General features: G+C 56.3%; 14 protein-coding genes. 3 read left to right on the top strand and 11 right to left on the bottom strand.

Annotation, left to right across the window (positions count from 1 at the left end; all coding sequences use genetic code 11):
- Nucleotides 1-24: 24 nt before the first annotated feature.
- Nucleotides 25-309 (bottom strand): DUF3572 domain-containing protein, encoded by a 285-nt coding sequence (locus ACR0CW_RS02885; RefSeq protein ID WP_480786758.1) that lies wholly within the window; start codon nt 307-309, stop codon nt 25-27.
- An 88-nt stretch (nt 310-397) separates the two neighbouring features.
- Between ACR0CW_RS02885 and ACR0CW_RS02880 the strand changes: the two genes are divergently transcribed.
- Nucleotides 398-1798, top strand: coding sequence for a diguanylate cyclase domain-containing protein (locus ACR0CW_RS02880; protein ID WP_480786757.1), 1401 nt, complete (start codon nt 398-400; stop codon nt 1796-1798).
- Nucleotides 1799-1803: 5 nt separating this feature from the next.
- On the opposite strand, the gene ACR0CW_RS02875 is transcribed toward ACR0CW_RS02880, so the two are convergent.
- The 4 genes from ACR0CW_RS02875 to ACR0CW_RS02860 are packed head-to-tail and all read right to left on the bottom strand — an operon-like array spanning nt 1804 to nt 3768.
- The gene (locus ACR0CW_RS02875; protein WP_480786756.1) at nt 1804-2277 is read right to left on the bottom strand and encodes a periplasmic heavy metal sensor; all 474 of its coding nucleotides are present in this window, start codon (nt 2275-2277) and stop codon (nt 1804-1806) included.
- Nucleotides 2274-2627, bottom strand: a complete 354-nt coding sequence (locus ACR0CW_RS02870) for a hypothetical protein (RefSeq protein WP_480786755.1) — start codon at nt 2625-2627, stop codon at nt 2274-2276. Before ACR0CW_RS02870 ends, ACR0CW_RS02875 begins: the two co-directional genes overlap by 4 nt.
- The gene (locus ACR0CW_RS02865; RefSeq protein ID WP_480786754.1) at nt 2620-3234 is read right to left on the bottom strand and encodes an RNA polymerase sigma factor; all 615 of its coding nucleotides are present in this window, start codon (nt 3232-3234) and stop codon (nt 2620-2622) included. The genes ACR0CW_RS02870 and ACR0CW_RS02865 overlap by 8 nt, the downstream gene beginning before the upstream one ends.
- 6 nt (nt 3235-3240) lie before the next feature.
- Complete coding sequence (locus tag ACR0CW_RS02860) at nt 3241-3768, bottom strand: EF-hand domain-containing protein (RefSeq protein WP_480786926.1); 528 nt, start codon at nt 3766-3768, stop codon at nt 3241-3243.
- Between the two features lie 151 nt (nt 3769-3919).
- Between ACR0CW_RS02860 and ACR0CW_RS02855 the strand changes: the two genes are divergently transcribed.
- Both ACR0CW_RS02855 and ACR0CW_RS02850 read left to right on the top strand, forming a co-directional pair.
- Entirely contained in the window at nt 3920-4318 is a 399-nt protein-coding gene (locus ACR0CW_RS02855) for a DUF983 domain-containing protein (protein ID WP_155147542.1), read from the top strand.
- 25 nt (nt 4319-4343) lie between these two features.
- Nucleotides 4344-5045 carry an NUDIX hydrolase gene (locus tag ACR0CW_RS02850; protein WP_480786753.1) on the top strand — a complete coding sequence of 234 codons (702 nt, stop codon included), beginning with the start codon at nt 4344-4346 and terminating at the stop codon, nt 5043-5045.
- A gap of 13 nt (nt 5046-5058) precedes the next feature.
- On the opposite strand, the gene ACR0CW_RS02845 is transcribed toward ACR0CW_RS02850, so the two are convergent.
- From ACR0CW_RS02845 to nuoL, 6 genes are read right to left on the bottom strand one after another with little or no spacing between them, the layout of a single operon-like run.
- Nucleotides 5059-6726: a ribonuclease J gene (locus ACR0CW_RS02845; protein WP_480786752.1), complete on the bottom strand. Its 1668-nt coding sequence runs from the start codon at nt 6724-6726 to the stop codon at nt 5059-5061.
- Entirely contained in the window at nt 6723-7502 is a 780-nt protein-coding gene (locus ACR0CW_RS02840) for a type III pantothenate kinase (protein ID WP_155147537.1), read from the bottom strand. Before ACR0CW_RS02840 ends, ACR0CW_RS02845 begins: the two co-directional genes overlap by 4 nt.
- Before the next feature lie 11 nt (nt 7503-7513).
- Nucleotides 7514-8263, bottom strand: a complete 750-nt coding sequence (locus tag ACR0CW_RS02835; protein ID WP_480786751.1) for a biotin--[acetyl-CoA-carboxylase] ligase — start codon at nt 8261-8263, stop codon at nt 7514-7516.
- 54 nt (nt 8264-8317) lie between these two features.
- The gene (gene nuoN, locus ACR0CW_RS02830; RefSeq protein ID WP_155147535.1) at nt 8318-9760 is read right to left on the bottom strand and encodes an NADH-quinone oxidoreductase subunit NuoN; all 1443 of its coding nucleotides are present in this window, start codon (nt 9758-9760) and stop codon (nt 8318-8320) included.
- Nucleotides 9761-9775: 15 nt separating this feature from the next.
- On the bottom strand, nt 9776-11317 hold the full coding sequence (locus ACR0CW_RS02825; RefSeq protein ID WP_155147533.1) for an NADH-quinone oxidoreductase subunit M: 1542 nt from the start codon (nt 11315-11317) through the stop codon (nt 9776-9778).
- A complete protein-coding gene (gene nuoL, locus ACR0CW_RS02820; protein WP_480786750.1) occupies nt 11317-13470 on the bottom strand; it encodes an NADH-quinone oxidoreductase subunit L in 2154 nt (717 codons plus the stop codon). Before nuoL ends, ACR0CW_RS02825 begins: the two co-directional genes overlap by 1 nt.
- Nucleotides 13471-13475 lie beyond the last annotated feature (5 nt).

The following is a 13475-nucleotide window of genomic DNA, read 5'->3' as shown; positions in this document are numbered from 1 at the left end:
GGTGCTCCTACAAATGCACTGGGTTCAGGTCCAATGGACGTCTGAACCGCCGGATAACTGCATGCGGGCCTGACCGGGAAGATCATACGGCACCGCGTTGGCGTCACAAAAGTCCACGACCCACGAATCGTCAAGCATCAGAAAGTCCAAAACCGAAGACAAAAACTCGGGCTCGCCAGCCCTTTCGCGTAAATCATCGGTCGTCGCACCTGTTGCCCCCAGAAAAACCGGAAGCAGTTCTTCGTTGCCGACAAGCCAGCCAAGTACATATAGCGCCAGTGTTTCCGCGGATTCGGCTGAGATCGCCATCAACTAGCCTCTGATTGGAGTTTGGAAAGGGTTTATTAACCAGAGTCATAAACACTTTGCTAACGCGTGCAATCAACGGTGAACAACTATGTCCGTGCAGGGAACCATCCTTGTCCTCGACGGGGTATCGACCAATCGTATCATGCTGAAGGTTCAGCTGACAGCAGCGTGGTATCACGTCGTGCAGGGTGAAAAGCTCAATGGTCTTGGACCATTGCTTCGGCGAACGCGGCCAGACCTTGTTCTGACATCACAATCGCTACCCGACGGTTCGGCCTCTGACGTCAAAAAACTTATGCTCGCCGACCCCATGCTCAGGGATGTACCGGTGGTTGCAATCGCCCCACATAACGACAAGGCTGCGCGCCTTCGCGCCTTGTCTGACGGGCTGGATGATGTCCTGGCCTATCCTTTTAAGGACACTCTGCTGCTTGCACGAATTCGCAGCTTCTTGCGCATGCGGGCCGATATTCAGGACTTGAGGATCAAGGATGACCCACAAACTATGGGTCTCGCGGAACCCGCAGCTGCGCTGATATCACCACCCTCTGTTGATCAGATCGGCATAGTGACACAAAGCCACCGCACTAGCACACTTTGGCAACGTGCGTTGGCTACGAAAACACGTCACCAGTTGACCTGCCACACTCAATCAAACTTGAAAGGCATTTTGTCAGGTCAGGTTCCTGATGCGATTGTCGTCGAACTGGGTAACGATACCAACGGCCTGAATGTGCTGGCAGATTTGCGATCCCGCGTTACGACTCGACACACCGCTTTGATCGGGGTCCTGCCTGAGGAAGATGGTCAATTGGCAGCCGAGGCACTGGACATGGGGGCCGATGCGGTCTGCATGGGCGAGTTCTGTCCCCACGAACTGTCTCTGAGGGTCGATACACTGGTTGCCCGCAAGTCTCGTGATGATCAAATGCGCGCGTCGCTTCGAAAAGGACTAGCGGATTCATGGATCGATCCGTTGACCGGTCTGCACAATCGCCGATTTGCGATGTCTGCGATGGCGCAGATAGTTCGGCAATCGGTACAAGCCAAACAAGGGTTTGTGCTTATGTTGGCGGATCTTGATCACTTCAAGGCCATCAATGATCAACACGGTCATTCGGTCGGTGATCTGGTTCTGACCGAAACGGGCAAACGCATTCAGGATGCACTTGGCGAAACCGGATTTGTCGCACGTATCGGTGGCGAAGAGTTCATGATTGGAATTCCTGCCGTGACGAGGCAGGGCGCGATGCGCATGGCCGAGAGGATTTGTGATTGTATCTGTGAAAACCCTTTCCTGTTGCCGGGGCGCACGGCCCGGATCGAGGTTACAATCAGCATAGGCCTCAAGGTCGACGAACCTCCGTTCCCAACTGTCTCTGAGGATATGGAAACTGTCGAAGACCTGATGCAGAGTGCCGACAAAGCGCTCTATGCGGCCAAGAAAGCAGGCCGCAACCAAGTCCGTATGAGACAGAGCGCGGCCTGAACTGTTCAGTCTTTCTTCTTATGCCGATGTGGCCCGCGTTCTACCACTTCCTGCAGCCTTTCGGCATAAGCAATCCGCTCGTCGTCGCTCATTTCGACAACGCGCGACAACCATTGCTCTTGCAGAGCTTGCTGCAAATCGGCGGTCGATTGCGCCTGCTGCGCCAACAGGACCTGAACTGCATCAGGATCAAAGGGCACAGTGCGCAAGGCCTGGCTCAACGCTTCAAAGTCCTGCTTACGAGTGTTGGATCCCTTTTTGTGCAGATATGACAACTCACCTCGCAAAGCCTTGCGATCAGCCCCTGGTAACGCCCTGTAGAGAGCAGGCCCGAATCCGGGAGGCGTTTTTGCATGTTCACCACCGCGGAACCTTAGTGCGGTTCCCAGCACGACGCCCACCACCAACAGATTGAGGGCAAGAGAAACCGTCAGCAAAATGGGCATCCAGCGACGTTTTGGCTTGGAATTTTCGCTCATTCCGCATCCTCCAAATAGGCTGTATCCAGACCGAGATCAGCGACCAGATAAGCTGTTTCCTGCGAGATCAGGTAATTCGCAGGATCAGGCAGAAATGACGGTGCTGAAAAGCCGATCCAAACACCAGCAGCACTGGCTGCAAGCAGTCCTCCCATCCCCTGCCATCCACCTACGTTGTCAAACAGGTGCCACCATGATCTGCGTTTCGCCTCGGTTGGCGGCGCAAGCCGGCTCAACCGTACGGACTCAGCGTCTGTCATCATCCGAACAGCCAAATCATCAGGCAGCTGCGAACGCTCCTGTCGCGCCTGGGCGAACAAACGATCCAGTTCTGTATCATCGTCAGTCATTGTCATACCCCAGTTCATCTCGACGCCCGGCCAGTATTGCAGCCAGGGACCGTTTCCCACGCGCGGTCAGGCTCTCGACCGCTTCTACGGAAATGTCCATGATCCCAGCAATTTCGGGGTTAGACAATTCCTCGATATGCCTGAGGACCACGGCTTCCCTCTGCCGTTCAGGCAATTGCGACAAGGCGGACTGCAATGCATCTTTCCGCGCCTCATCCTGCATCTTTTCAACCACGCTTGCAGAGTCATCCTCTGGTTCAGCAACTTCATTCAAAGCGGCGTGGGTCTTTTTACGCCGAAGGTCCACACACAGGTTCAACGTAACCCGATACAGCCAGGTCGAGACCTTTGCCTGCCCCGGAACCCAGTCTGGCGCCATCTGCCAAAGGCGCATCATTGCCTCTTGCGCCACATCCTCGGCCTCAGCTTGATTGCTCAGCATCCTTAGCGCGACCGAGAAACTGCGTGGTCCAAGCCGGTCCGTCAGCAAACGGGCAGCACCAGCATCACCATCAGCAAATTGCCTCAGCAACATATCGTCGCTGAGTTCGGTCGCGGCGAACTGGTCGCCGCGAACCTCGTGCGGTGAGGAAGTCAGATCCTCCATCCTGCATCAGTTGCTGTCTGAATCCGCATTATCACGCTTCTTCTTGTGCCGACCCATCTTGTCTTTTGCATCGGCGAATTCCTGTTCCGAGATCGATCCGTTGCCATCTGCGTCGATCCGGTCAAACATCTTGCCGGCGCGGCGCGGTTTCGGCAGCTCGTCTTCGCTCAGGTAACCATCGCTGTTGGCATCATGCTTTTCAAACAACTTTGTCACGCGGTCACTGGCTTTTTTCTGGGCAGCCGCCTGCATCTCCTCGACACTCAACTGACCGTCACCGTTGGTGTCAGCATTGGTGAATCTCTGGGTGCGATGCGCCTGCATTTCTTCTTTGGTCACTTGACCATCACCGTTGGCATCAAGCTGCTGAAAAGTAACCGGCTCGCGATCGCCTTGCCCTTTCGCCAGGGCTGTTGTGCCCGTGATAGCAACTGCAGACAGAACGATAGCGGACATAAACGTTGCACTTTTCATAACATTCTTCCCTTTTTTGGCGGCCCAGTGCCGCTGCTCATACCTATTCAAACGCAGCACCAATGGATTTCCGTCGCCACCAGAGAGAATTTTTTGCAGATTTGTGTGAGAGCACGTGTTGCAGTCCACCCGCCGCAAAGCGACGCACCCCCCTTTTATACAGCCCAAAACAATAGCAGTATCAGCCCAATTCGAACGCGCGAGTATCAAGATGACAGATCAGACTATCGAAACCATTACGGAAGACGAACGTCCGACATGGCCAGCTGTAGTTAAAGGTTTCAAGTGCCGTTGCCCCAATTGCGGCAAGGGTAAGCTTTTGCACAGCTATCTGAAAGTAAACGACAATTGCTCGAACTGCGGTCAGGAATTGTTCCATCATCGCGCCGATGACGGACCGGCCTATCTGACCATTCTGATCGTGGGTCACTTGCTGGCGCCAGCGCTGCATGTCTCATATGTGCACTGGCGACCCGATCCTTTGACGATGGCCCTGATGTTCTCGGTTGGCTGCGTCGCACTGTCGCTGTACCTTCTGCCGAGGCTAAAGGGAGTCGTCGTTGCCTATCAGTGGGCACGCCGGATGCACGGTTTCGATAAAACCGACTGATCCCTTCCACCAGAGCGGAGGGGACATGACCATCGACAAGACCGCAATTCGCAATGCCGCGACTGTAATCGTTCTGCGCAACCGCCAGAGCGACCCAGCAATCCTGATGGGGCAGCGCGGCGCCTCTGCGGCCTTTATGCCGAACAAGTTTGTGTTCCCCGGCGGTGCCGTTGACCCGGCGGATGCCGAAGTTCCTTTGGCCACTGCCCTGCCCGAAATTTGCCATCAACGACTGGTTGAGAAATCACCGGAAGGATTGCAGAACGCTTTGGCAGCAGCTGCAATTCGCGAACTATGGGAGGAAACCGGATTGGTGCTGGGACAACCGGGCCAATGGTCAGGTGCCCTGCCAGCCGATTGGCAGTCTTTCGCAGACATGGGGTTTGTTCCTTCCGCCGAAGGTTTGCAATTCGTGTTCCGTGCAGTCACGCCACCGGGACGACCACGCCGCTTTGATGCGCGGTTCTTTCTAGTAGATGCCGAAGCCATTCAGGGCGATTTGGACGATTTCACCCATGCGTCGGACGAACTGTCCCATCTGCAGTGGATCAAACTGCACGAGGCGCGCAACTTCGATCTGCCTTTCATCACCGAGGTTGTTCTGGCCGAAGTTGCCGCGCGTGCTGCAGATCGCACCCCGCCGGAGACGGTTCCGTTCTTTTTGAACAACGAAGAGGCGAGCCTGTTTCTGCAGCTCAAGGGCTACCCGATGCCAGAGACCGGATAGCCGGCATGGTCGTTTAGCGCATCCTGCTGATAACGACAGTCACCTCGGGCTTTTTGCCGATTTCCACCTGTGCACTTTGGCGGGCAATCCGGCGCAAGCCTTCCTCCAGCTTGTCGTCATCGCGCAGAGTTTTTGCTTCTGCCCGCATGAGGAACTGGTTCATATCTTCTTCCAGCACTTCGATCAATGCTGCGCGCGAGGTACCAGTTTCAGGCAGTCCCATCGTGTCGCACCATGGCTCGCCCAGCGGTTCGTCTTCTTCATCCAGAATGACAGTGATCGTCACATGCCCGTTCAGCGCCATCCGAATGCGGTCGCGCACGACACCATCCAGCGCACCAATTTTGACGGTGCCGTCCAAATAGGTCCGACCCGTTTCAATATAATCGACGACTTGGGGCGCGTTGCCGGTCAGATCCAGCATCGTACCATTAACCGCCAGAATACCTGTTCGACCTGCAGCCTCGGCCAGCTTGGCGTGTTCGCGCAGATGGCGATGTTCGCCATGCATCGGGATCACCATCTGAGGGTCTACAAGAGCATGAACCTTTTCTAGGTCTGGACGGTTGGCGTGACCGGAAACGTGATAGAGACCCGAACTGTCATCTACGACATCCACACCCTTTTCGCTTAACTGGTTTATGATACGGATCACGCCGCGTTCATTTCCAGGGATCGTTTTGGAAGAGAACAGGAAAAGGTCACCATCCTTGACCTCAAGCCCGCGGTACTTTCCGCGCGCCAACTGCGCGCTCGCAGCACGGCGTTCCCCCTGACTGCCGGTCACGATCAACATCAGGTTTTGACGCGGCAAATCCAACGCCTCTTCTGCACTGATCACACGCGGAAAATCCGTCAGAATTCCTGTCTCAGTAGCTGCCTCAATCATGCGCCGCATAGCGCGCCCTAACAGAACAACCGAGCGGCCGGCCTTTGCCCCCGCCTCTGCCAGAGTTTTCACACGCGCCACGTTCGAAGCAAAGGTGGTCGCAATGACCATGCCCTCGGCCTCTTCAACCAACCTTGTGATTTCAGGTCCGACATCGGATTCCGAGCGCCCCGGATGTTTCGAGAAGACGTTCGTGCTGTCGCAAACTAAAGCCTTAACACCAGATTTTGCCACTTCGGCCCATAGATCCGGATCAAAAGGCTCGCCCACAATCGGGTCAGCGTCCAGCTTGAAGTCACCCGTATGCACAACCCGTCCACTTGGCGTGTCGATCACCAGCCCGGCACTTTCGGGGATCGAGTGCGAAACAGGCAGGAAACCAACTGTGAACGGCCCCGCCTCGATCTGCTCTGGCCAAGATGATGCTGTACGAACGGCTTCGACCGGATGGCCATGTTCATCCATTTTTCGGCGCGCGATATTCGCCGTGAATGCGCGTGCGTATACCGGTGCCCCAAGCGCCTCATAGCAATGCGCTATGGCACCAATATGATCCTCATGCGCGTGAGTGATAAAAATTGCCTCCAGACGATCGGCCCGCTCTTTCAGCCAGCTGATGTCCGCAAAGATGAGATCTACCCCCGGCGAGGTATCCATGTCGGGGAATGCCACACCGAGATCCACAAGGATCAAACGCTCCTGCCCCGGTTTGCCATAGCCATAAACATAGGCGTTCATGCCAATTTCGCCTGCGCCGCCCAGCGGCAGGTAGATCAGTCGTTCGCTGCTCATGTCGAGCCATTATCCTTGTTATAGCGATGTATCACGGTCAGACCGTGCATCGTCAGATCATCTTCGATTGCGTCGAACCCCACGTCGGCCTGATCGAACAAAGGCGCCAGCCCACCGGTTCCAACGACTTTCATCGGCATTCCATATTCAGCCTTGATGCGGGAAATCAGCCCCTCAATCAGCCCGGAATAGCCCCAATACACGCCGGACTGGATGCAGCCAACCGTATTTGTTCCAATCACTTTTTCCGGACGGGTGATGTCGATATGGGGCAACGCAGCGGCCCCCTGGTGCAGCGCCTCAAGGCTCAGGTTCACACCCGGTGCGATGATGCCACCAACATACGCCCCATCCGCCGCAACAACGTCGAAATTCGTGGCGGTTCCAAAGTCAACCACGACGACATTGCCACCATGGCGATCAAACGCACCGGCGGCATTTGCCAAGCGATCCGGGCCGGGCACTGTCCCTTCGTCGATACGGGGATTCACCGGCAACAGACATTCGGGTTTACCGACCACCAGAGGTCGACAACCAAAGAAACGATCCGCAAAAACGCGCAGGTTGAACACAACACGCGGTACGGTTGAGGCAATGATCACATCAGTGATATCCGCTTCGATCCCATAGTGTTTGACCAGCGTCGAGTACCACGTGAAATAGGCATCAGCAGTGCGCGCGTGGTGCGTCGAGGTACGCAGGGTGCACAGGAATGTCTCGCCGTCCCAGATCGAGAAAACGGTATTGGTGTTGCCGCAATCGATTGCCAGAAGCATCTGCGCCCCTTTCAGAAAAACACATCCGCCGCGGGAATGCTGACGCGGCCTTTGGCGGTGTTTAGGACAAGGTTGCCCCCTGCGTCCACCGTTTCAAAGGTCCCGACCGTTTCCGACGCTGCGGTACGCGCGGTTATGACCTCCCCCAACCGTGCCGCCCGCGAGAGCCAGGCAGTCCGTATTGGTTCGAAACCATAGGTGACAAACTGCGTCTCATACCGGGCATAAGCAGCCGCAAGTTCCGTCAAAAAGTCCTCGGGCGTGACATGCGCACCGGTTTCCGACAGTAGTGAGACCGGGCGGACAGCCCCAGCCTCGACCATGTCCGCACCCGGGGCTTCGGCCAGATTCACCCCGATCCCGATCGACAAATGTGAGACGCCTCGCCCCTGCCCGGTGCTTTCCAGCAGAATTCCTGCCAGCTTGCCACCATTCAGCAGGACGTCATTCGGCCATTTCAACGACAGACCACTGGCGCGACCTGTCACAGCGACGCATGCATCAAACAACGCAAGTGCAGCAACGAAGCTGCGAAGGGCAGCCTGCTCGGGGTTGCCCTGTGGACGTAGCAGCAATGTTGCAGCCAGGTTTCCCTTGGGGTTGGCCCATGCCCGTCCCCGCCGACCACGCGCCGCCGTCTGGTGATGGGCCATGATCCAGACTGGCCCCTGCGCAGTGGGCGCAATACGCGCAGCCTCGTTCAGGGTACTGTCCACCTCCTGCACAACGTGCAGTCCATATCCACTTGGCCAGTCGTTCATGTCAAAAAGGCCCGGTCCATTGACCGAGCCCCCTTTTGCTTGAGTTGGGTCGTTTTAGTTGACAAGTGTGACCGCCGCAGCCGCAGCTGCCCCTTCGATACCGAACTGATAGAATACACCGATCAACATCAGCGCTGCTGATCCCATCAGAGCGACCCACAGGACCGGAGAAGGATTGGTTTCAATCGGGTCTTCGTTTTCAGCACCGAAGTACATGTAGAAAACGATCCGCAAATAGTAGAACGCACCGATGACCGAAGAGATTGCAGAAACGATAACCAATCCGGTCAGACCAGCATCGATACCTGCTTGCCAGACGCCGAACTTGGCGAAAAAGCCCAGCATCGGCGGGACACCGGCGAGGCTGAACATCAGGATCAGAACCGCCAGAGCCTTGCCCGGATCGCGTTTCGCGAACTGGCGCAGCGCGTCGATATCCGTCACCGGCTTCCCGTCACGTTCCATCATCAGGATGAAGGCAAACGTACCGATGTTCATCGTGACGTAAATCGCCAGATACATCAGCATGGCCTTGATCCCCAGCTCGGTTCCTGCAGCAAGACCGATCAGGGCGTATCCCATATGTGCAATCGACGAGAAAGCCATCAGCCGCTTGATGTCCCGCTGCCCAATCGCGGCAACGGCGCCAAGCAGCATCGACAACACAGACAACAGCACAATCACCTGCTGCCAGTCCTGCACCACCCCTCCAAAGGCGTCATGCAGCAAGCGTGCAAACAGGGCCATTGCTGCCACTTTGGGTGCTGTCGCAAAGAAAGCGGTGATCGGCGTTGGCGATCCCTCATACACATCCGGTGTCCACATGTGAAACGGAACAGCCGAGACTTTGAATGCCAGACCCGAAATCAGGAAGATCAACCCGAACAGCAGCCCCAACGACACTTCGCCGTGATGAACTGTCTGGACGATGCCCGAAAACAGGGTGGTGCCAGTGAAACCATATACCAGCGACGCACCATACAGCAGCAGACCCGAGCTGAGTGCGCCCAGCACAAAATACTTCAGGCCCGCTTCGGTCGACTTCGCGCTATCGCGCCGCAGTGCCGCCACAACGTAGAGCGACAGCGATTGCAGCTCCAGCCCCATGTAGAGCGACATCAGATCACCTGCGCTGACCATCATCATCATGCCAACGGCTGCAAGTGCCACAAGCAACGGATACTCAAAGCGCAGCAGATCGCGGCGGGTCATGTAGTCTTGGCTCATCACCAGAACCGCCGCAGCAGAGAGCAGGATCGCCACTTTCGCAAACCGGGCGAACCCATCATCGACGAACATGCCGTTGAAAGCTACACGTGTACCGGCACCGTTTGTCACGATCCAGAAGGACAACAGCGCCATAAGGCCCGCTGTCGTCCAGACCAAAACAGGCGCCAGCGCATCCTTGGTTGTATAGACAGCCCCAAGCAGCGCCACCATCGCATAGATTGCCAGAACAATCTCTGGCAGGATTACATTCAGATCAGCTTGGATCATGTCTCCAAAGCTCCCTTAGTGCGAGGCGACCTGGGTCGCGGCCTCAGCCGCGGCCAGAGCCGTGTCGTAGTTCGAAATCAGCGCTGCGGTAGAGTTCCCGATCACATCCGTAACCAGAGATGGATATACCCCAAGCAGTATGGTCATCAGGATCAGCGGTGCGAAGATCAGCCGCTCACGCGAGCTCATATCGGTGATCGACTTGAGGCTTTCCTTGATCAGGTCGCCAAAGACCACCCGCCGATAAAGCCACAGTGCATATGCTGCCGAGAAAATAACACCCGTCGCCGCGACTGCGGTCACCCAAGTGTTAACCTGGAACGTGCCCATCAATGTCAGAAATTCGCCAATGAACCCGCTGGTACCCGGCAAGCCAACATTGGCCATGGTGAACAGCATAAAGACCAGCGCATAGGCGGGCATCCGGATCACCAGACCGCCATAAGCCTCGATATCGCGCGTGTGCATCCGGTCATAGATAACACCGACACAAAGGAAGAGCGCGGCTGAGATGAAACCGTGGCTGAGCATCTGGAAGATTGCACCATCGATACCCTGCTGATTGGCTGCAAAAATACCCATGGTCACAAAGCCCATATGCGCGACCGAGGAATAGGCAATCAGCTTTTTCATATCCTCCTGCACCAGCGCGACAAGTGAGGTGTAGACCACGGCGATCGCCGACATCCACAACACGACATCCGTCATGACCGCCGATCCTACCGGGAACATCGGCAGACTGAACCGCAGGAAACCATAGCCCCCCATTTTCAGCAGGATTGCCGCCAGCACGACCGAACCCGCGGTGGGCGCCTGCACGTGAGCATCCGGCAACCAGGTGTGAACCGGCCACATCGGCATCTTCACGGCAAAGCTGGCAAAGAAAGCGAGGAACATCAGGGTTTGCAGACCACCTACCACATAGATGCCCAGCACGCTGAACCCTTCAGACGAGAACTGATGGTGCATCAGTGCCTCGATATCCGTGGTACCCGCATCCGAGTACATCGCAACCATCGCCACCAACATCAGTACCGAGCCGAGGAAGGTGTAGAGGAAGAACTTGAAGCTGGCATAGATACGATCTTTGCCACCCCAGATACCGATGATCAGGAACATCGGGATCAGACCTGCCTCGAAGAACAGGTAGAACAGCACCAGATCCAGCGCCATGAATACGCCCAGCATCAGCGTTTCAAGCAGCAGGAAGGCGATCATGTACTCTTTGACGCGATCGGTCACTTCCCAGCTGGCCAGAATGGTCAATGGCATGATGAAAGTGGTCAGCAATACGAACAGGACGCTGATACCATCCACACCCATCTTGTATTTCAGCCCCATCAGCCACTGGCCTTCTTCCACCATCTGGAAGCCGGTGTTGGAGGGGTCAAAGTCCGTGTAGATCCCAATCGAGACCAGGAAAGTCACTGTCGTCGCCAACAGCGCGATCCACTTGGCGTTTTTCTGCGCCGCCTCGTCATCCCCATGCAGGAACAGCGCCATAAGAGCTGCCGCGATGGCGGGGATGAACGTAACAATGGAGAGGATATTATCCATTAGTGTGCGCCTCCGCCGATCGACATCCAGGTGACAAGGGCTGCGATGCCCAGAACCATCCAGAAGGCGTAAGTAAAGATGTACCCGGTCTGCGCCTTGCCAGCGAGACGGGTAAAGAAGGGAACAACCCCCATTGCTACTCCATTCAGGAAGCCATCGATCACGTTGCCATCGCCGCGCTTCCACAGGAAACGGCCCAACGCAACGGTTGGTTTGACAAAGACCGCATCGTAGATTTCGTCAAAATACCACTTGTTCAGCAGGAACAGGTACAGCGGACGCTGGTTTGCAGCCAGACGCGCTGGCAACGCTGTATTCTTGATGTAGAACCAGTAAGCGATGACAAAGCCCAGCAGCATCGCGGCAAACGGCGAAACCTTTACCCATTTCGGGGCCGCATGCGCGTCATCCAACACATGGTTGTCAGGAGCGATATAGATCGCGCCTTCGCCCGGCTCACCGGCGAATACGTAGTGGTGATAGCCCTCTTTCGCATCCTTGTCGCCATGCGCAGCGTCATCGGCATGGCTATCATCTGCATGGGCGGTATCGGCATGTGCCGCTTCGTCATCGTGCCCTTCGGCCTTGCCATGATCACCGGCTTCGGCATGTTCTGACGCTTCGGCGACCGGAATGCCGTAGAACTTACCAACTTTGTCTGCGTGACCAAAGAAGTTGCTGTACCAGATCATGCCGGCGAAAACCGCACCCAGAGACAGCACGCCCAAAGGCACAAGCATAACCATCGGGCTTTCGTGCGCGTGGTCATGAGTGTGCTTGTCTCCACGCGGCTCACCATAGAACGTCAGGAAGATCAGGCGCCAGCTGTAGAACGAGGTGAACGCAGCCGCGATCACCAACAGCCAGAAGCCATAAGCCGAACCACCCGCATATGCGCTCTCGATGATCGCATCTTTTGACAGGAACCCGGCGAACCCGATTGTCGTTAGCGGTATGCCCACGCCTGTGATCGCGAGTGTCCCGATCATCATGGCCCAGAAGGTATAAGGAATCTTTTTCCGCAACCCGCCATATTCGGTCATCTCCTGCTCGTGATGCATCGCGTGGATTACCGAACCGGCGCCAAGGAACAACAACGCCTTAAAGAAGGCGTGGGTGAACAGGTGGAACATGGCGGCCGAATACATGCCGACGCCAGCCGCAACAAACATGTAGCCCAACTGCGAACAGGTCGAATAGGCAATCACACGTTTGATGTCGGTCTGAACCAACCCGACAGTCGCCGCAAAGAATGCAGTAGTCGCGCCCAGTACGGTCACGAAACCAGCCGCGCCCGGTGCGAACTCGAACAGCGGAGACATCCGGCAAACAAGGAACACACCCGCAGTAACCATGGTCGCGGCGTGGATCAGCGCAGATACAGGCGTCGGGCCCTCCATCGCGTCCGGCAACCAGGTGTGCAGGATCAACTGCGCAGATTTACCCATCGCGCCGATGAACAGCAGGACGCAGATCACCTCAATCGCGGTCCACTCTCCCCAAAGGAAGTGCAACTTCTCTTCTGCAAGTGCAGGCGCTGATGCAAAGATGTCCGAGAAGTTGATGCTGTCCGTCAGGAAGAACAGCGCGAAAATCCCCAGCGCAAAGCCAAAGTCGCCGACCCGGTTGACGACAAACGCCTTGATTGCGGCCGCGTTTGCAGATGGCTTGCGATAGTAGAACCCGATCAGCAGATAAGACGCGACGCCGACGCCTTCCCAGCCAAAGAACATCTGAACCAAGTTGTCCGCCGTCACCAGCATCAGCATCGCGAAGGTGAAGAAGGACAGATAGGCAAAGAAGCGCGGCTTGTAGCTCTCGCCCTCACGCCACTGCGGATCGTGATCCATGTAGCCGAAGGAATAGAGGTGAACGAGCGCGGAAACAGTCGTTACCACGATCAGCATGATTGCGGTCAAACGGTCCAGGCGAACGGCCCAGCTTGTCGACAGCGATCCGCTCTCGATCCAGCGCATGATTTCGATCTGTTGTGTTACACCGTCGAACGAAAAGAAAACGATCCACGACAGCAGACAGGCCAGAAACAGCAGGCCTGTCGCAGTCCACATGGCGGCTTTCTCACCAATGAACTTCCAGCCGAACCCGCAGAGCAGCGCGCCCACCAGCGGGGCAAAGAGGATGGTGGTTTCCATGTTCT

This window comes from Ruegeria sp. CH6, assembly GCF_056537005.1.
The sequence above is the reverse complement of the archived record's forward strand: the minus strand, read 5'-3'. Positions and strand labels throughout refer to the sequence as shown.